The sequence below is a fragment of the Roseinatronobacter bogoriensis DSM 18756 genome, from assembly GCF_004366635.1.
Taxonomy (GTDB): Bacteria; Pseudomonadota; Alphaproteobacteria; order Rhodobacterales; family Rhodobacteraceae; genus Roseinatronobacter; species Roseinatronobacter bogoriensis.
The window spans coordinates 577,093-596,837 of the sequence record NZ_SORN01000001.1 but is presented as its reverse complement, the minus strand read 5'-3'; the positions used below and the strand labels follow the sequence as shown (position 1 = coordinate 596,837).

Genomic DNA, 19,745 nt, shown 5'->3' with positions numbered 1-19,745 from the left:
TGTTATTTTTTCCGCAGCTTTGCTTCATGGAGCGCTTCAACCAGTCGCAGCGCATCAACCGGCCGTTGTAGAACGACCATATTTTCATTTTGCATTTCGCCCGTTGTAAAATGCGAGTCTTTCTTGTCTGTTGTCAATACTATCTGCGTGGCGGGTGCGTAACGTAATAACATATTCACCAACTTTTTAGTGCCCGACATCCCGGTTTTGCTATTCAGTACCACGACGTTGCACAGGGATGGGTCTTCATTCAGTGAGTCAATCGCGTCTTCGGCACTCAGACAACTGACGACTTCGCCACCGGCTGCTGTCAGCATATCGGCAACTTCGGCCAAAGATGTATCATCCTGATCGACAAGCAAAATACTCATCCCACCCAGAACCGCAGCATCGACCTGTCTGGGCTGGCCCGGAATTGGCACCGGCTGGTCCGTATGAGAGGCAAGCGGCCAGAACACTTGCATACATGTCCCCTCGCCCGGCGCAGAGCAGATTTGCAACGCACCGCGATTGGCCACAAGAATTCTGGAAACAATGCTCATGCCCAACCCGGTTCCCCGCTCGCCTTTGGTCGTGAAATACGGGTCCAGAATCCTGGCTTTCACATAATCATCGAGTCCCATTCCCGTGTCGCAGATCTCGACCTGCGTATAACGCATCTGTGGACAGATGGTTCCCACATCGACATCAGGAATATTTTCTGATGGATGAATCTCGCTGACCTGCACCTCGATCCGGCGTTCAGAAGAAGTGTCGTTTGGCAATGCATCGCGTGCATTAATTAGCAGGTTCAACAAGGCCTGCATCAGTTCCGTGCGGTCACAAACGATGTGCAGGGGCTCATTGGGCAGGCTGAGCGACAGCGTTGCATCCCCACCCAGACTTGGGCGGAGCAAATCTGTCGCCTGCTCCACGATGGGACGAATATCGGTTCTTATCTGCTCGATTGCATGGCTACCAAGCTTGCTCATGTTCTGCGCCAAAGACAGAACTTGACTGGTCGCGGCCTCCATCCGTTCAAGATTGTCGGCAATATTTGGACTGACCTTGAGTTTGAGCGTTTCGATGCTGTGCATGATCACCGCAATATAATTATTGATATCATGCGTCAGGCCACTGGCAAGCTGCGCAATCTGTTGGCGGCTTTGTGCAATCTGAAGCTGCTCTCGCAATAGTGCATTGTGTTTTTCTGCTGCCTTGCGCGCAGTCGTCTCTCGTGCGATGGACAGGAAACTGCCATCGTCTTGAACCCAGATCGACAGGTCATAATACCGATCTGCCGCATCCTGCTGTGGAATGGCGAGTTCACCGCGCCATTGGCCCTGGGCATAAAGTTCCGGCAGGATTGTTTCAAAACGCTCGATCACGGATGGCGGGTTGATCATGTGCCATGTCAGCGTCTCGACAGCGGCATCTGCTGATATACTCATCATCCGGCGCATCGCCGGGTTCATATAAGAGAGATAGCCATCTGGCTGCGTGATCGAGATCGCATCCCCTGACATCTCCATCGTGTGGGCATGCTCGCGCAGGGCGCGCGCATTGGCCAGTTTATGCGCGCTCACGTCATAGGCAACGACCATATATCCCTGAATCTCGCCTTCTGCGTTGCGCAAGGGCTGAACATTCAGATCAATCCAATAAGGCAGCCCGGTCCAGCTTAAGGCAGCAATATCGCGGTTGAACTGTTCATCCAGTTCAATCTTTCTGCGTATCTCCTCAACCGGGATGCCTGTCGCCTCTGACAGGCGCAGAATATCGCAAGGGTGTTGCCCAAGCGCATCGTCAAGTGACATTCCTGTTCTTGCGACAGATGCCGGGTTCATCCAGGTCAACCGCCGTTCTTCATCTGTGAGCATGACCAGATTGTTGGAAAGCTCTGCGGCTTGTGCGAGCAGGTGCATGCGATTCGTCTGATGGTATGTCTCTGTAATGTCGCGGACGAAGAACAGATATCCTTTCATGCGCGCCGAATACCGTTTGCCGCGTCGCGTCGCATGCAAGGTGAAGCGTTTGCGCTGGCCATCAATCTCTATCGAATAGCTGAATGTCTGTGACCATTCATCCGTGTCAACCTGCGCCATCGCCTTGCGCACTATTCGCGCGACATGTGCTGGCAAGAACGCCTCTGGCGGCAGGCCGATCACTTCTTCGGGGCTGAGCGCGAAGATCAAGGACGGGCGTTGATAAAACCCGACAACGACGCCTTCCTGATCCGTTTCTATCAGCAACTCTGGCAGAGCAAGGACCATCGACGACATCTTGTCATTGGCGGTCTGGATTTCCGCGCTCAGGTGACTGCATTTTCGTTCAATCTTGCCGCGTTGAAGCGCAAGTCCGATGCTGGCGGCCAAACTGCGCAGGATCGAACTGTCGCGGGCGCTGAATGTCCGTGCAGCCTTGCAATAATCCAGTCCGATCAGGCCGGTAACCTCGTTGCCGGACCACAGTGGTGCGGCAAACATTGATTGTATTTCCTGCTGCACGATCATCTTGTGAAATTCCGACCCGGCGGGAACAGCCTTCACATCCTGCAACAGGAAGACCCCGTGTTTGCGAAATGCCGTCCATAGCATTTCGCCTATGTAATAAGGTGTCTCCTGCAAGTCGGCCTGAACAGATGTTGCCCCAGGTGCAAGCCACTCATGCGTGTTCTGGACAAACAGCATATCTTTCATCTGGAACAGATAGGCCCGATCCGCATCGAAGCTTTGCCCAAGAAGTTCAAGCACTGTCGCGATATCAGCATCCAGCCGGTCAGAGTTGCTGCGTTGCAACAACTCCTGTGCATCTGCAAGGATCTGCAAGGGGTCATCGCCGGTGTTCAGATCATCACTCCGTTCCGACTGGCTGGGGAAAACGCCCATATTCGAGTCCTGTTTCATATTTCACTTCGAGACGCTGACCGTTGCAAGAGAAGAAAAAACATTTGGTTACTTCGCATCCGATTGTGAAAATCGTAGCAAAAGGGCAAGACACGGTCTGGTTTTCCGACGGGCGACCCTCTATTTTCCCCACAAATGAACGATAAGGGGTTGCGCCATGGACGACAAGCATGATGGACGCATGACGAAAGAAGGCATCCGCCTGCATGAAAGCGCAGATTTTGCCGGAATGAACAAGGCTGGTCTGTTGGCGGCAACCATCCTCGATGAAATTGCAGAACATGTCTTTCCCGGACAGACCACGGCAGAGATTGACCGCTTGATCACCGAAAAGGTCGCTGCCGCCGGTGCGCAATCCGCGACAATTGGTTATCGTGGTTACCAGCATGCCAGCTGCATTTCGGTCAACCACGTTGTCTGTCACGGCATCCCCGGCCCGAAGGTTCTGAAATCCGGCGATATCCTGAATATCGACGTCACAGTTATTGTGGATGGATGGTTCGGGGATACATCGCGCATGTTTGTTGCGGGGGAATTGCCGCGCAAGGCCGAGCGTCTTATTCAGGTCACCTATGACGCGCTGATGCTGGGCATAGAAGCCGTGCGCCCCGGCAACACCTTTGGTGACATCGGCCATGCCATTCAGAGCTATGTCGAAAGCCAGCGTATGTCGGTTGTCCGGGATTTTTGCGGCCACGGTTTGGGGCGGGTCTTTCACGCTCCGCCAAATGTGCTGCACTATGGGCGCGCAGGACAGGGGCCACGCCTGGAAGAAGGCATGTTCTTCACAATAGAACCTATGGTCAATCTGGGGCGACCTGAAACAAAGGTGCTGGCCGATGACTGGACGGCTGTGACGCGTGACAAATCCTTGTCTGCGCAGTTCGAACACTCAATCGGCGTGACCGCGACCGGGTTCGAGATATTCACGTTGTCTCCGGCGGGCCGTTTTCACCCGACATGGGCCTGATCGGACCTTGCCACTTCATACGCGCATCTGACGCGGACTGAGCGCGGCGCATCTCTAGCGTCGCATTCAGGACAGCCCCCAAAAGCACCGCATAGGCCGAGATGTAAAACCACATCAACAGCGCGACCACGGCCCCGATAGAGCCATAAATTTCGTTATAATTTCCAAAATTGCTCAGGTAAAAGGAAAAGCCTGCCGACACGGTTACCCAAAGGCCCATCGCCAAGATCAGCCCCGGCTGCATAACCGCGTGAGAGTGATCCTCTCTGTTCGGGCCAATTCGGTAAAACACCCATATCCAAAGGGCGACCAGCCCCAATGATACAAACCAGCGCGTCACCTCTATCATAAAGGCCTGAATGCCGATTATCGGAAAGAATGCGAATAATACAGGCAGGATCAAAATTGAAAGCAAGGCAACAACCCCCACGATCAACATCCCGAATGTGATAACCGCAACGCGCAAAGCGTGCGAGAATCCTGATCTGCGCGGTGTGCCATGAATTGCGCAAAGTCCGACCAGCATGGCATCGACCCCACGGCGCGCCAGAAATAACGCCACAATGACAGAAATCGCGCTGGTCCAGCCAAGCACACCATCATTCGCCCAGACAAGCCGCGTGATCTGATTGCTCATCAATGTATAAGCCGCAGGCGGGACCAGATCCTGCAGCAAGGAAAGCTGATCTTGAATCATGAGCGGATCAGCAAAAAAGCCAAAGACAGAAACCAGCGCCGCGATACCCGGAAAAACCGCAAGAAGCGCGAAAAAAGCCACCCCGGCAGAAAGGAGGCTTATATTTCGTGCAGTCATCGCCGCATACATGTCGGTCGCGAAATTAAATATCGACCGAAAGCTTGGTATCTGTTTGATCAAATGCTCAGGTCTTCAAGCGTTTTGCCTGACTCCAATTCTTCAATGATCCAACGGGGTTTGCGCCCGCGACCTGACCATGTTTGCGACGGATCATTGGGGTTGGCATATTTCGGGGCCACAGGCGCACGTGTTGCTTTCGGGGCTTTGCCGAAAAGCTGATCAATCGTAAACCCGTGCTGGCGAACAACGGCCTCTGCCTCTGCCAGTGCTTTTTTGCGTGCACGCTCCTCATAGGACTCTATCGCCTTTGAAACGTCTTTTTGCAGTTTCTTTAACTCATCAAGTGACAGCGTGCTGAGATCAGTCATGTTTACCCTCAATCGCCATAGCGGCCATAAGTTCATCTCTTGCGACAATCGCACAGATAAAGAAATAATTGCAAGAATTGTTTTGAATCTTCAAAACAGCCTGATTTCTGGATTTTTAATATAAGAAAGCGGAATCCATGCAAATTTTGCGGAGTATTGTCTTTAGTTACCAGGCAGGTCTGAAATAGCAAAGTGGCTTGCATCAACCATGAATTGAATAACTGAAACCTTGCTATACCTGTTTACGCCGCCTTCGGTCCCAAGCTGCGAGAGGCGTTCCGGCAGCGCAAGCGTTTGTGCGACATATACTGCGGGATGTTGCGGCCCGTATTTGGCCCAGTCGTGATTTGCGGCAATAAGTGGCGCGAAATTCTTTCTTTTCCCGCTGCTCTGGTCTATCTCTCGGTCCAGACTGTACAAGCACCGGACCCGCGCATGACCCGCACCGACAACCCAGCCGATCCTTTCAAAAAGGCCCTTTCCGAGGCCGCGCGCACGATGGCAGATGCGCGAGAGATGACGGTGACCTACTCGGTTGACCCCCCCGGCATGAGCGGCGATTCGATGCGTTTGCCGCAAGTCACCCGGCGCATGACCCGCGACGAGGTCTTGCTGGCGCGCGGCACCGCCGACACGCTTGCCTTGCGCCACCGCTACCACGACGATGGCCTGCACGCCCGGTACATGCCTCAGGGGCAGATGGCGCGCGATCTGTATCAGGCCATGGAAGAGGCCCGCTGCGAGGCTGTGGGCGCGCGCCACATGCCCGGGACATCCAAAAATATCGACGCACGCATCGCGCATGAGGCAACCCGCAAAGGTTACAGCCAGATTCGCGACCGGCAGGATGCGCCGCTATCTGTCGCTGCATCCTATATGATCCGCCAATTGGCGACAGGCCGCGACTTGCCCGAAGGGGCCGGCCATGTGCTGGATCTGTGGCGCGGTTTCATCGAGGAACGCGCGGGCGGCACCCTTGACGGGTTGGAAAAGGTTCTGAACGATCAGGCCGCCTTCGCGCGGTTCGCGCGCAAGATGATCGAAGATCTTGGCTATGGCGACCAGCTGGGCGATGACCCGGATGAGACTGGTGACGAAGATGACGCCAGCGAGGATGACAGCGAAGAGCAGGCAGAAGAGCCGGAAAACCCCGACAGTCAGGGACAGGACGAACAGTCAGATGAGGACAGCGACGAGGACAGCCCCGCGCAAGACAGCGCGCAGGCCGATGTCGCGCTTGATGACGACTCGGACGACGAGATGTCTGACGAGGCGCAGATGCCAGAGGCCGACGCCCCGCTGGAACCCCCCGCCCCGCCGCCACATTCCGAAGCCAGCGCCGATTACAAAGTGTTCAGCACAGAGTTTGACGAAGAAGTGCGCGCCGAAGATCTGGCCGAACCGGCAGAACTGGAACGTTTGCGCGCCTATCTCGATCAGCAGCTTGAACCGCTGAAAGGGGCCGTATCGCGGCTGGCGAACAAATTGCAGCGCAGGCTTCAGGCGCAGCAGAACCGTTCGTGGCTGTTCGATCTGGACGAGGGCATTCTTGACGCTGGCCGTCTGGCGCGGGTGGTGGCGAACCCGACCACGCCACTGTCATTCAAGCAGGAAAAAGACACGGAGTTCCGCGACACGGTGGTGACGCTACTTCTGGACAATTCCGGTTCCATGCGGGGGCGGCCCATTTCCATTGCGGCAATCTGTGCCGATGTTCTGGCCCGCACGTTGGAGCGTTGCAATGTCAAGGTCGAGATTCTGGGCTTTACCACCCGTGCGTGGAAGGGCGGGCAATCCCGTGAACGCTGGTTGCAAGAGGGGCGCAGCCTGCAACCGGGCCGACTGAATGACCTGCGCCATATCATCTACAAACAGGCCGATGCACCGTGGCGGCGCGTGCGCCCCAATCTGGGCTTGATGATGAAAGAGGGCTTGCTGAAAGAGAATATCGACGGCGAGGCCCTGGAATGGGCGCATCGGCGCATGTTGGCCCGGCCAGAGGCGCGGCGTATCCTGATGGTCATCTCTGACGGTGCCCCAGTCGATGACTCAACCCTGTCGGTAAATGCCGCCAACTACCTTGAGAAACATCTGCGCGATGTGATCGCGATGGTCGAACGGCGCCGCGCGGTGGAGTTGCTGGCCATCGGGATCGGCCATGACGTGACGCGCTATTATGAGCGCGCGGTCACGATTACGGATGTTGAACAACTTGCAGGTGCCATGACCGAGCAGCTGGCCGCCTTGTTCGACAAGGACCCGCGCGCGCGGGCCCGGTTCCGGGGCATAAACCGCGCGGGGTAACACGGAGCAATGCAGTCACCAGAGCACTATGGCGGCGTTGCGGCTGGTTAGCTCGTGTTCGCCACCTGACAAAAGCTATACAATGACAGCTTCGAGGGTGTTGCAGTCTTTGACTGGCGCGGATTCAAGGGCGTCAGCCCACCGCGCATCGCCGGGCCGCCCCCACGGCACGGCGATTTGGCTGCCCCCAGCGCAACGATCTGATCTTTCAGGGACTTGGCCAGCATAAAGCGCTACAGAGCAAGCCTTGGATCGCCGCACCGCGGCCCGACGCTACGCGGCTTTGCACCCGGCTCCTCTATGTCTCCTTTGTCCCGCCAAGCTGCCGCTTTCAGGCAACCGTACAGCCATATTGGGCACGGCCAGAGCGTGCAGCATACCCCTTGCGGCCCTCGCCTGTGCGTTGCACAGTCGCGTCATGGCATTCCGCTTCATTCACACTGCTGATCTGCATCTTGACAGCCCGCTGCGCAGCCTTGCGCTGCGCGACCCTGATCTGGCGGAACTGATCGCGGATGCCTCTCGCAGCACCTTGCGCAATATCATCGACCTGTGCCTGTCCGAACGCGTGAACGCGCTGCTGATCGCCGGTGATCTATATGACGGCAGTCAGACCAGCATGAAAACCGCGCGATTTCTGGCGGCAGAACTCGCACGGTTGGACGCTGCGGGCATTCGCGCCTTCATCATTCGGGGCAATCACGACGCTATGTCACAGATCAGCCGTGAATTGACCCCGCCACCAAACACTCATGTTTTCGATGGCAGGGCCGGGGTGGAAACCCTCTCGCATGGCACCACCCGGATCGCGATTCACGGGCTAAGCTTCCGCGACCCGCACGCACCCGAAAGCCTGCTGCCAAAATACCGCCCCCCCGAACCCGATGCGTTGAATATCGGGCTGATGCATACCTCGCTCAACGGGGCGGCAGGGCACGACCCTTACGCACCCTGCGCCCTGTCCGACCTTCAGGCTAGCGGGTTTGACTATTGGGCGCTTGGCCATATTCACAAACGCGCCGAATATCCGGGCCAAACCTGTGTCGTCATGCCCGGTATTCCACAGGGCCGCGACATAGGCGAGCCGGGCGCGGGCAGTGTGACACTGGTGCAGGTGGATGATGCGGGGCAAATATCGCTTGAGCCGCGCATCGTATCTGTCGCGGGCTTTGCGCAGGTCAAGGTTGATCTGACCGGGGTTGAGGAATGGCGCGACCTGCAAGGCGCTATGGAACAGGCGCTGGACACGGCGCGCCTGCCATGCCCGCATCTTGTCGCGCGCTTGCGTCTGCAAGGTGACACACCACTGGCACCGCGCCTGCTGCGCGACCGCGATCTTGCACAGGCCGAAGCACAGGAGATGGCGAAAAATCTGGGCGGGGTCTGGGTCGAAAAGCTGGTTCTCGATCTGGGCGCGCGCGCACCAGTCGCTGGCGCGCTTGGGGCGCTCGCCGGGCTGATTGAGAGCGATATTCGCCCCAGTGATGCCTATGCGCAGGCGCTGGAGGGCTTGCGGCGCGATCTCGAAGCCGCCTTGCCCCCAGAGGCACGCGATGCAGTTTCGGACCTTGACCTTGCCACCATGCAAACCGGCCTGTCCGAAGTACTAGAGCGGTTGCGGGGGCAAGGCTGATGCGGATCGACAGGCTGGGGCTGGTGCGCTACGGGCATTTCACCGACACCTCAGTGGTGTTCGCGCGTCCATCTGCCGGAACGTCTGATCTGCATGTGGTCTATGGGCCGAACGAGGCAGGCAAATCCACGCTGTTTTCGGCATGGCTGGACCTGCTGTTCGGAATACCGACACGGACATCCTATAATTTCCTTCACGACAACCGCAGCTTGCGCATTGAGGGCGAAATATCCCACTCAGGTGGCACGCTGTCCATCGCGCGGCTGAAGGGCAGCACGAATACATTGCTGGATGCCGCGACCGAGGCGCCCTTGGCAGAGGCCAGTCTGGGCGCAGCGCTTGGCGGGTTGGACCGCGATGCCTATACCACAATGTTCTCGCTCGATGACGACACGTTGGAAACAGGCGGTGAGAGTATTCTGGACAGCAAGGGTGATTTGGGGCAGTTGCTGTTCTCGGCCAGTGCCGGGCTGACAGAGCTGAGCGAGGCCTTGCGCGCGCTGCATGAAGAGGGGGCCAAATGGTTCAAGCCAGCGGGGCGCAAACACCGGCTTGCCGAGTTGAAAACACGGCTGAATGACCTAACGGCACAGCGCAAAGCGGTTGATTTGCAGGTCAGCGCATGGCGCAAACTGACACAGGCACATGCGCAGGCCGAGGCCGGGTATCGCGATGCCGCCGCGCGCAGGTCGCAGACACAAGCAAAACTAGAACTGTTGCGCCGAGATCTGGATGCAGCCCCAATGCTGGCGCGGATGCAAAAACTGCAAGCGCGTCTGGCAGATCTGCCCGCTGCGCAACCGCTTCCCGCAGACTGGCGCAAGGACTTGCCCGACTGGATGCGCGAAGAGGCAGAGCTTGCCGCCCTGCTGCCAGAGATCACACAGGCCAAGGCCGAAGCCGCGCGCGCATTGGCGCAATTGAAGGATGATCCGGCAGCTTTGGCGGTTCTTCCACGACTGGACATCCTCGAAGGGCAATTCGGTGCCATCTCGCGTCAGCAAGCCGACTTGCCGAAACGACGTGATGAACTGGCAGAGTTGCACGCACGAATGACACGGCTTGCAGACCGGCTGGAGCGACCCGATGTGACCGCCGCACAGGCGGTTCTCGCCCCGAATGTCAGCCAGCGCCTGTCGGACCTGATTGAAACGCATGCTGTTCTGCTTAATGCCGAAAAAACCGCACAGACAGAGTTGGACAAGGCCCAAGCAGGGATGCAAGCCTTGCATAATGAGGCCCCGCTTGACGAAACCGCCCTTGCGCGCCTTGCCCCGCTGGTTGAGGAGTTGCGCCGCGCTGACCTTTCGCGCGCCAAGGCCGATGCTGCCGCAGCATTGGAAACCGCAAAGGGCGGCCTTGAACGTACCCTTGCAGCGCTTGTCCCGTGGCACGGCGATGCCGCGCAGCTCGCCGCGTTGGACCTGCCTTGCCCTGACAGCCTGCGCGCGCAGGACAGCGCCTTGACGCAGGCCATGCGCGACGCGCGGGATGCGCGGGCAGACTTGACCCGATTGCAAGCTGTCGTCGCGCGGCTGGAGGCAGAGCTTGGCCGCGCGGACCCCGTCAGCGCGGGGGATGCGGCTGCAACACGCGCAGCCCGCGATGCTGCATGGCAAAAGCATCTGGCGACCATGACCAAAACCAGTGCAAAGGCGTTCGAAGCCGCAATGCGCGCGGATGATGCGCTTGGGGCCGCACAACTGGAACAGGCGCGCGTGGCAGAACGGCTGGCGGTGCTGCAACAGGAACAGGCCGCCCTTGCACTGGCGGAACAGCACTGCAAAGCCGCAGATCAGCAAGTTACCCGAATGCAGGACGGCGTACGCGCGCTATGGGGCAGGCTTGGGGTCACGGAGGATAGCCGCAGCATTGCAGACCTGATCGACTGGCTGGCACGTCGCGACAAGGCCCTTGACGCCGATGCCGCCTTGCAGGCAGCACAAGCGGCACAACACGCCTTGCAAGACAGGTTGCGTGAGGCTGGAATAGCGCTTTGCGCTGCACTGAAGGGCTTGGGCCGAGAGATGCGGGAGGCAGATTATGCAACCCTTCTGGCCGAGGCAGAGGCGGTTCTTGCGGCAGCGGAAGGGATGCGGCAGGCGGCGCGATTGCGGCGCGAGCTTGAAGCGCGTCAAGCCGCCTTGAACAAGGCCCAAGCCGAACGTGAGGCATGGCAAGCCGAATGGGACAAGCTGTGTGCCACAAGCTGGATCGGCACCCCTGCACCCACACCAGCCGAGATGCGTGCTCATCTGGCGGTGGTCACAGATTTGTCAGCACTTGCCCCACAGGCAGAAACGCTGAACCGCCGGATTGCCCGCATTGAAGAGGATATCAACAGCTTTCATGCCGAACTGTCACAGATTGCACAGCACTTGAACGAAGACCCTGCGCCCGATGTCATGGTCTTGTGGCCGAAGCTGCGCCAGCGGTTGAAGCAGGCACAGGAAACCGAGGCCACCCGCGCACGGTTGCAGGCGGAAGCTGCGCGCGCGCAAAACCGGCTGGATGATCTGGCCCAGCGTCAAGCACGGCTTGCCAGCGCCATCGCCCCATTACAAGCGCATTTCGGCACAGATTCACTTGCCCAGATTGCACAGCAGATCGAGGCCATCAACCGCGCGCAGGAGTTGGCTGAGGAAATTTCCGCACTGCGCCACGATCTGGCAGCGCATCTGCGCGTCACCGATCCGGCGCCAGAAATCGCGCGGCTGGCGGCGCTCGACCCGGATCTGGCCAATGCCGAAGCTGCAACACTGGCCGCCACGCTGGACGCACAGGACGAGGCGCTGCGCACAGCCTATGCCGAACTGGCCCAGGCAGAGAAAGCGATGGAAAGCACCGGTCATGACGGCGCGGCAGCGCGGCTGGATGCAGAGCGCCAGACGCTACTGTTGCAGATCAAGGATGAGGCTGCCCAATTCATGGCGCGACAGGCAGGCGTGATTGCCGTGGAACAGGCGCTGCGGCTTTATCGGGACACGCATCGTTCTGCCATGATGGGACGCGCGGCAGATGCTTTCGCCATGCTTACCGCCGGTCGCTATACCGGGCTTTCCACCCAACCCGACGGGCGGGGCGAGGTTCTGATCGCACAACATGCGAATGGCGCAGGCAAACCGGTGGATACCTTGTCCAAAGGCACGCGGTTTCAGCTATATCTGGCGTTGCGGGCCGCGGGCTATCTGGAACTTGCCACCACGCGCCCCAGCGTTCCCTTCATCGCTGATGACATCATGGAAACATTTGATGACACGCGCGCCGAAGCGGCCTTCAGGATGCTGGCGCAGATGGCGCAGCATGGGCAGGTGATCTATCTGACGCATCACGCCCATCTGTGCGAGATTGCGCAGCGGGCTTGTGGCGATGTGCAGTTGCATGACCTGACCGCGCTATAGCAGCAATCCCGGCGACTCGCCCATATCCAGCGCGGGAAACACTACCTGCGCGACATCGGAGGCGCGCAACCCGAACAGGTCACGCATGGCCCAGGCCGAATAGGCGCGGATATCGCGCAGCGGCATCAGGTCGCGGCCCGCATACATGTCAGCCTCTGCCAGCCCCGGCCAGCCCCCGATCATACGACCGCCCCGGATCGCGCCACCTGCCAGCAGCATCGCACCGCCTGTGCCATGATCCGTCCCACGAGAGCCATTTTCACGCAATGTCCGCCCGAATTCAGTCATCGCCAGAACAGTTGTCTTGCCCCAGACCGGCCCCAGCCCCGCGCGCAGTGTCAGGATTGCCGATTGCAACCGCGCAAGTGCGGGCAGGATCGCGCGGGGTTGGGCGTGATGCGTATCCCACCCCGACAGGGAAAAGCTGGCAATCCGCGTTTCACCCAGCATTTGCCGGGCGATATAGGCGGCCAGACCGTCCGCATCGCCTGCGCTGGTCTGTGCCATCATGCTGCCCATCTCATCGTCTGGAAGCTCAGCCAGTGTTGCACCCGTCATATCCAACGCGGTCTGGCCCGCCTGTGCAAAGAGTGGGTCGGCCTGAAACAGGTGGGACAATAGCAGGCGGCTTTGCGGGCTAAGGCTCAGGTCAGTTCCGGGTTCCCATTGGGTCATGGGCGCGGTGCCTTCAAGGATCAGCATGCGTTCGCGCCCAACCGCAAAGGCCGTGCGTGCATCCGCCCCCGGCAGCAGCGTCAGCAAGCGGTTCAGCCAGCCATCGCGCGACAGCGCGGGCGGCAATTGACCGGCGGTTCCCGCTTCAAGGTGATCCTGCCCGTCAAAATGGCTGCGCCGGTCGCGGTAAGGGGTTGAAGTGGCGGGCACAAAAGCCAGCTCGCCCGCCTGCCACAGCGGCAGCAGCCCGTCCAGCGCGGGGTGCAGAGCAAAGAAATTATCCAGCGCCAGCCCCGGTACATCGGCGGGCGCGCCAAACACATGCGGACGCAGGGCGGCCAGATGCGGGTCACCCACTGGGCGCAACAGGTCCAGACCATCCATTGCGCCGCGCAAAATGATGACAACAAGGCGGTTGTCACCCGGCCCGCCCGCAAGGGCAATGGGGGTGATCAGCGGGCTTGCTGCAAGCGAACAGCCCAGCGCAAGGCTGCGCGAGAGGAAAGCACGGCGGTCGGGTCTATGTCTCATTCTTGCCCCTTACCTGCGGTTGAATTCCGGGGCGGACAGGATCAGCCCGACACCTTGAACGCGCGTCTCGGCCCCGCTGGCGGCGCGGCGCAGCGTGTCGCTGGCCGCATCGGCCATCGCGATATCGACGAAGTCGCGCGGGTCCGGCGCTGCGGGCACGCGCTGCGCCAGCGCCATGGCCCAGTCGATCCGTGCCGCCAGCCCCTGCGGGGTGACCCAATAGGCAGCATCTTCGCCATAGCCTGCGGGGCTTGGCACCTGGTCAAACGGCTCTCCCATTGCTTCCAGCGGACGCGCAAAAAAAACACGGGTCTCGCGGGTGGACATCTCGCTCAACATCTCGCGGGGCAGGTTCAACGCGCGGATGGATGCGGCCATCACCTCGAAGGGCGCGCGGGCCTTTGACAAAGGCGCGTCCCATGCCGCCGGATGTTCCAGCATCGCGCGATACAGCGCCATCAGATTACCGCTGCCATGCAGATAACTGGCCGCCATATGCGCCACAAGTTGCGGGTCAGGGGTGTCACTGATGAAATGGCGCGCCAGCTTGCTGGCCAGATGCTGCGCCGTTTCCGGTCGCAGCGCCAGATCATCCAGAAATTCGGTGATATGGCCCAGCGTCATGGGCCTGCCGCCATAGCGTTTGCCAAAGATTTCGATAAGTCCCGGCTCTGCGATGCGCGGCTCGAAGGTGAACCCTTTTTCCAGCGAGACGGACAGTCCTGTCAGAAGCCGGGCAAATTCTGTGACATCGGATTGCGTATACCCACCTGCACTGCCCAGTGTATGCAGTTCCAGCACTTCGCGGGCCATATTCTCGTTCAGGCCACGCCCGCGCCTGCGCCCCACCCGGCTGAAGGGACCGACTGACACTGTCTGATCCAGATAGACCAACATGACAGGGTGCAGCACCGCCGCGCGCAGCAGCGATTGAAAAGAGCCGGTGATATTGGGCCGGAGCGCCTCTTCGATCAGCGCGGGACGCCCTGCGCGCATGACCCCACCGCGCCGCTGGGCGGCAAAATGATTGGCCCAGAACCGCAACAGACGTTCGGCAAAGCCAGTGGGGGCATAGGCCAGCCGCGCCATCATGGCGCGCAATTCGGCAAAACTTTCGTCACGATCCTTGCGGTTGATCTCTTGCAGGCGGGCGGACAGGGCTGGGTCCTGATCCTCGCGCAGCGCGCGATTGATCATACGCCGTTCCAGCGCGCGGGCGCGTCTGATGTCCCAACTGGTTGCGGCATGATCGGGTGATGAAAGTTCCGGGTGCAAACTGTCTAACAGAGCTGCACCATCCAGCGCTGAACTATGCCCGCCTCCCAATCCGGCCCCGAAACGGATGGCCGCAAGCGTATGTTCTGAAATCATTACATCTGGCCTGCCATTAATGCTGTGATCGTGACATGTCAGGCTGCGCAGTGCAAATCACGTTTGAACAGCGAAGCGACGCGGCGGCGGGCGGCTCTTCCTGTGCCCGTTGTGACGAATCGCCTCTGCTTCTGTGCGCGGAGAGGTTTTCATCTGGACTGCGACATTGTGATGGCTTTGTAAGCGGGATCAAGCTGGCGCTCAGCAGCGCGGAATCAAGGCGCAAAGCGCCGCCGCGCATCGGCGGGCCGCCCCCACGGCACGGCGATTGGACTGCCACCAGCGCACAGATCTGATCTTGCGCGGATTTGTCTGGCATAAAGTGCTACAGATCCAATCGTGGATCGCCGCACCGCGGCCCGACGCTGCGCGGCTAAGCCGCCAACCCTTTAGAACCCATATCAAGGAATTTCTGCCGGCGGTGCTGGCGCAACTCTTCTGGTTTCTTGCCGTCGAGTTCCTTGAGCATGGCCCTGATCGCAGCGCCCACAGCCTTGATCATGGCCGCGCGATCGCGCTGCGCACCGCCCAGCGGCTCGGGGATGATCCGGTCGATGACATCAAGCTTCTTGAGGTCTTGCGCCGTCAGGCGCAGCGCTTCGGCGGCTTCGCGCATCTTTTCGGCATCTTTCCACAGGATCGAAGCGCAGCCCTCGGGCGAGATGACGGAATAGACCGAATGTTCCAGCATGGCGATGCGGTTGGCAGTGGCAAAGGCCACGGCCCCGCCCGATCCGCCCTCGCCGATAATGACCGACACCAGCGGTACCCCCAGCGACAGGCATTTCTGCGTGCAGCGCGCAATCGCTTCCGCCTGTCCGCGCTCCTCAGCCCCTTTGCCCGGATACGCGCCGGGCGTGTCAACCAGTGTAACCACAGGCAAACCAAAGCGATCCGCCAGATCCATCAGCCGGATAGCCTTGCGATACCCCTCTGGCCGCGCCATGCCGAAATTACGCCGCAGGCGTGATTGCGTGTCATGGCCCTTTTCCTGCCCCAGAACGACCACAGCGCGATCTTTCAGCCGTCCAAGCCCCCCGATCACAGCCTCATCTTCGGCAAAGCCGCGATCACCGGCAAGGGGGGTGAATTCGTCAAACAGCGCCTCGATATAGTCGCGGCAATGGGGCCGGTCGGGATGGCGCGCGACCTGACATTTGCGCCACGGCGTCAGGTTGCGGTACAGGTCAACCAGCAGTTTTTGCCCCTTCACATCAAGGGCAGCCGCTTCGCGTTCGACATCCATATCCGGGTTGGCCACGCTCAAGGCGCGCAATTCGGCGGCCTTGCCTTCGATTTCGGCCAATGGTTTTTCAAATTCAAGATAATTCATCGGGGCCTCCGGCGCGGTTTCGCGCGGTTATGCGGCAGCGCGCAGGAATTTGCAATCTGGAAGGCGCAGACTCGACTCAGCCAGCCATGCGGATTAATTGGAACACAAAGTGAACAAATGATGTGCCATGCCCCGCCGTATCCTGTCGCTCTGGTTACCCCGATTCGCATCCAGCCTGTCGCTGCGCCGCCAGCCTGCCACAGGCTGCTTCGCATTGACGGCCAAGGAACGCGGCGCGGACCGGCTGATCTGCCTGAACAGGGAAGCGATGGCGCGCGGGCTGCGGCGCGGTATGGGGCTGGCGGATGCGCGCGCATTGGTCCCCGACTTGCTGACACGCGCAGCCGACCCGATTGGCGAGCGCCAGGCAATGGATGCCCTGCGCCGCTGGGCCACGCGCTATTGCCCCTGGGTCGCGGTTGAGGGCGCCGAGGGGCTTATGCTCGACATCACCGGGGCAGCGCATCTGATCGGCGGAGAGGCTGCGCTGCTGGACGATCTGACCACCCGCCTTGCGCGGATGGGATTTGAAAGCCGCGCCGCCATTGCTGATACGCCCGGCGCGGCTTGGGCAATCGGGCGATATGGGCAGGGTGGCATTGTGCCACAGGGGGCAATAGTGCCCCGGCTGATGCCCTTGCCGCTGGCCGCGCTGCGGCTGGATGCCAGCACGCTGGAAGGGTTGGAGCGGCTTGGCCTGCGTATTATCCGCGACCTGACGCAAGTGCCGCGCGCAGGTCTGGTGCGCCGCTTCGGCACGGCCCCGTTGCTGCGGCTGGATCAGGCACTTGGCAATGTACCAGAACCCATAGCCCCTGCCCCGGAGCAGCCGGTTTTTGCCGTGCGGCTGTCGCTGCCCGAACCAATCGGCCTTATGGGCGACATTCAGGCCGGGCTGGACCGGTTGCTGGACCGGCTGTGCGACCATCTGCGCCAAGCCGAAATGGGCGCGCGGCGGTTATTGCTGGAACTTTCGCGCGTGGATGGGCAGACTATTCAGCTGGAAATCGGGCTGGCGCGCCCGATGCGCGAACCTGCGCCCATGACCCAGTTATTCACCCGCGCGCTAGAAGGGATGGATGCCGGTTTCGGCATAGAGCGGATGCGCCTGAGTGCGATTGCCGTCGATGCGCTGCCAGTCCAGCAGATCACCATCACCGGCGCGAAGGTACAGGATGATCTGGATGACCTGCTGACGCGGCTGTGCAATCGTGTGGGGTTTGAACATGTGCTGCGCTATCTGCCAGCAGACAGCAATATCCCCGAAAAGGCCTTCAGCATTGCGCCTGCCGCCTATAGCACGCCCGCGCGCGACTGGCACAACACGGCCCCGCCCCGCCCACTGACAATCTTTCAACCCGAACAGATTGCCGCCACCGGGCGCGCAGTGCCGCGCCGGTTCAAGTGGCGAGGGCTGTGGTGGGAACGTGTCGCGGCCACTGGACCAGAGCGGATCAGCCCGGAATGGTGGCTGGATGACCCGGCCTGGCGCACAGGCCTGCGCGATTACTGGCGGGTGCAAACAGACCGGGGCGCACGGTTATGGATGTATCACACCCCCCAGCGCGATGGCTGGTATGTTCAGGGCGAATTCGCCTGATCCTGTTCTTGATCCTGCTCGCCGAATTGCAACGCATAGAGCCGCGCATAAGCGCCCCCTTTGTCGAGCAACGCATCATGACTGCCCTGCTCGACCACGCGCCCGCGATCCATGACCACGATCTGGTCCGCATTGCGCACTGTCGACAGGCGATGCGCGATCACCAGCGTTGTGCGCCCTGCCGCCAGACGATCCAGCGCATCTTGCACAAAGGCTTCGGATTTCGCATCCAGCGCGCTGGTCGCTTCATCCAGCAGCAGGATCGGCGCATCGCGCAGCAAGGCGCGCGCGATGGCAACGCGCTGGCGCTGCCCCCCCGAAAGGCTGGACCCGCGCGGCCCGGCCAATGTCTCTACGCCGTTTGACAGAAGCGGCAGGAAATCATCGACATGGGCCGCGTTGAGCGCAGATTGCAAAGCCGCGTCAGAGACGCCTTTCACCCCCATCACGATATTGTCACGGATCGTTTCGTTAAACAGGGCCGTATCCTGACTGACCACTGCGAACAGTTTGCGCAGGGCGGCCAGATCCATCCTCCGCACATCCTGCCCGCCGATCAGAACCTCGCCTGAATCGACATCGGCAAGCCGTGTCAGAAGGCCGAAGACAGTCGTCTTGCCCGCCCCGGAGGGCCCGACGATCGCCGTAGTCTTGCCCGCCGGCGCGAAGAAGGACAGATCGTTCAGAACAGGCTCTGTGTCATAGGAAAAGCGGACATTGCGCAACTCGACCGAGGCATGGTTGCGATCCGGCACAGGCAAGTGCGGTGGCGGCGGGTTGGTTACCTTGGACTGCACCTGCAACAGCGCATATGTGCGTTCAAGCGAGGCAATAATACTCTGCCATTCTGCGGTCAGAGCAGTAATCCGGCGCAAGGGGTCAAACAACAGGCCCAATGCCGTGAAAAACGACATGAACTGCCCGACAGTGCGCGTACCTTCAATGATCTGCGATCCGCCATATATCAGCACCAGCGCCAACCCGATCGCGGCCCCGAAATCCATCAGCGTCGGCACGGCCGATTTTCCGATGGCCGCCCGCGTGGCCTTGCGTACGAAATTGCGCTTGATCTTGGCGAAGCGCCCAACCTCGCGCGCCTCGGATCCGGTCAGTTGCAAGGTCGCGATGCCGTGAAATGCCTCGTTCAGCCGGTTGGAACTTTCAGCCGCCGCAAGGCGCGATTCGGTACTGCGCCGCCGGATCATGCGCTGGATCGCCAGCAATGGCAGGCCCAGCAGCGGAAGGCCCAGCAATGCAATCAATGTCCATTGCCAATCTGTCCATAGCGCAACCCCGAACAGCACGATCACACTGGCACCATCACGCCCCAAACCGGTGATCAGGGACCCGAACACCTTGCGTAGGGCCGCGGAATCGCCGCGCACCCGTTCAATCAGAATGCCCGGTGCATTCAGCATGAAAAAGCCCTGATCCAGTTTGGTCAGATGCGCCAAAAGCATGGTTTGCAGATCTGCGGTCGCCGCCTCGGATTGCCAGGTGATAACGGACTGATGCGCCAGTCGCGCCAGTCCGCGTGCGAAAAAAACCAACGCAAGCGCCACAGCGATAAAGACGATTTGCCCTTGGTTACCGGCGATGAAAACATCGTCAAACATGGGCTGGATAAGATAACTGAACGCCCCCAGCGTTGCGGCCTCTATCACCATGAAAAACACGGCAATGCCAAGAAAATGCAGCCTGTTACGAACGAAGCTGGTCCATATCCAGCGCACGACAGCAGCATCAGCGCGCGCGCGGGCTTTGCGTTTGGACTCTAGGCGGTTTGACACGATCGGTTAATCCTGCTGTTGCATTACAACAGGCCATAACGCCTTTGCCGCTTGGGGAAAAGCCCTG

12 protein-coding genes are annotated in these 19,745 nt (G+C 60.0%); 5 read left to right on the top strand and 7 right to left on the bottom strand.

Annotated features, from left to right (window positions below):
- Positions 1-2 precede the first annotated feature (2 nt).
- Complete coding sequence (locus EV660_RS02680) at positions 3-2,885, bottom strand: PAS domain-containing protein (protein ID WP_071481505.1); 2,883 nt, start codon at positions 2,883-2,885, stop codon at positions 3-5.
- 157 nt (positions 2,886-3,042) lie between these two features.
- On the opposite strand from EV660_RS02680, the gene map reads away from it, so the two are divergent.
- Positions 3,043-3,855, top strand: a complete 813-nt coding sequence (gene map, locus EV660_RS02675; protein ID WP_071481506.1) for a type I methionyl aminopeptidase — start codon at positions 3,043-3,045, stop codon at positions 3,853-3,855.
- Here map and EV660_RS02670 read toward each other — a convergent pair.
- Both EV660_RS02670 and EV660_RS02665 read right to left on the bottom strand, forming a co-directional pair.
- The gene (locus EV660_RS02670; RefSeq protein ID WP_071481507.1) at positions 3,812-4,732 is read right to left on the bottom strand and encodes a YihY/virulence factor BrkB family protein; all 921 of its coding nucleotides are present in this window, start codon (positions 4,730-4,732) and stop codon (positions 3,812-3,814) included. The two genes, map and EV660_RS02670, sit on opposite strands and share 44 nt — an antisense overlap.
- Positions 4,729-5,040, bottom strand: coding sequence for an H-NS histone family protein (locus EV660_RS02665; RefSeq protein ID WP_071481508.1), 312 nt, complete (start codon positions 5,038-5,040; stop codon positions 4,729-4,731). Before EV660_RS02665 ends, EV660_RS02670 begins: the two co-directional genes overlap by 4 nt.
- Positions 5,041-5,475: 435 nt before the next feature.
- On the opposite strand from EV660_RS02665, the gene cobT reads away from it, so the two are divergent.
- From cobT to EV660_RS02650, 3 genes are all read left to right on the top strand, one after another.
- Complete coding sequence (gene cobT, locus EV660_RS02660) at positions 5,476-7,344, top strand: cobaltochelatase subunit CobT (protein WP_071482283.1); 1,869 nt, start codon at positions 5,476-5,478, stop codon at positions 7,342-7,344.
- Positions 7,345-7,762: 418 nt separating this feature from the next.
- Positions 7,763-8,977: a metallophosphoesterase family protein gene (locus tag EV660_RS02655; RefSeq protein ID WP_100319195.1), complete on the top strand. Its 1,215-nt coding sequence runs from the start codon at positions 7,763-7,765 to the stop codon at positions 8,975-8,977.
- The gene (locus EV660_RS02650; RefSeq protein ID WP_071481509.1) at positions 8,977-12,378 is read left to right on the top strand and encodes an ATP-binding protein; all 3,402 of its coding nucleotides are present in this window, start codon (positions 8,977-8,979) and stop codon (positions 12,376-12,378) included. The genes EV660_RS02655 and EV660_RS02650 overlap by 1 nt, the downstream gene beginning before the upstream one ends.
- On the opposite strand, the gene EV660_RS02645 is transcribed toward EV660_RS02650, so the two are convergent.
- From EV660_RS02645 to EV660_RS02635, 3 genes are all read right to left on the bottom strand, one after another.
- Entirely contained in the window at positions 12,373-13,584 is a 1,212-nt protein-coding gene (locus EV660_RS02645; protein ID WP_071481510.1) for a DUF1501 domain-containing protein, read from the bottom strand. The two genes, EV660_RS02650 and EV660_RS02645, sit on opposite strands and share 6 nt — an antisense overlap.
- 9 nt (positions 13,585-13,593) lie before the next feature.
- Positions 13,594-14,955: a DUF1800 domain-containing protein gene (locus EV660_RS02640; protein WP_071481511.1), complete on the bottom strand. Its 1,362-nt coding sequence runs from the start codon at positions 14,953-14,955 to the stop codon at positions 13,594-13,596.
- 373 nt (positions 14,956-15,328) lie between these two features.
- Positions 15,329-16,288 carry an acetyl-CoA carboxylase carboxyltransferase subunit alpha gene (locus tag EV660_RS02635; RefSeq protein WP_071481513.1) on the bottom strand — a complete coding sequence of 320 codons (960 nt, stop codon included), beginning with the start codon at positions 16,286-16,288 and terminating at the stop codon, positions 15,329-15,331.
- 127 nt (positions 16,289-16,415) lie between these two features.
- Between EV660_RS02635 and EV660_RS02630 the strand changes: the two genes are divergently transcribed.
- The gene (locus EV660_RS02630) at positions 16,416-17,888 is read left to right on the top strand and encodes a Y-family DNA polymerase (protein WP_071481514.1); all 1,473 of its coding nucleotides are present in this window, start codon (positions 16,416-16,418) and stop codon (positions 17,886-17,888) included.
- On the opposite strand, the gene EV660_RS02625 is transcribed toward EV660_RS02630, so the two are convergent.
- The gene (locus EV660_RS02625) at positions 17,870-19,678 is read right to left on the bottom strand and encodes an ABC transporter ATP-binding protein (protein ID WP_071481515.1); all 1,809 of its coding nucleotides are present in this window, start codon (positions 19,676-19,678) and stop codon (positions 17,870-17,872) included. The two genes, EV660_RS02630 and EV660_RS02625, sit on opposite strands and share 19 nt — an antisense overlap.
- Positions 19,679-19,745: the final 67 nt, after the last annotated feature.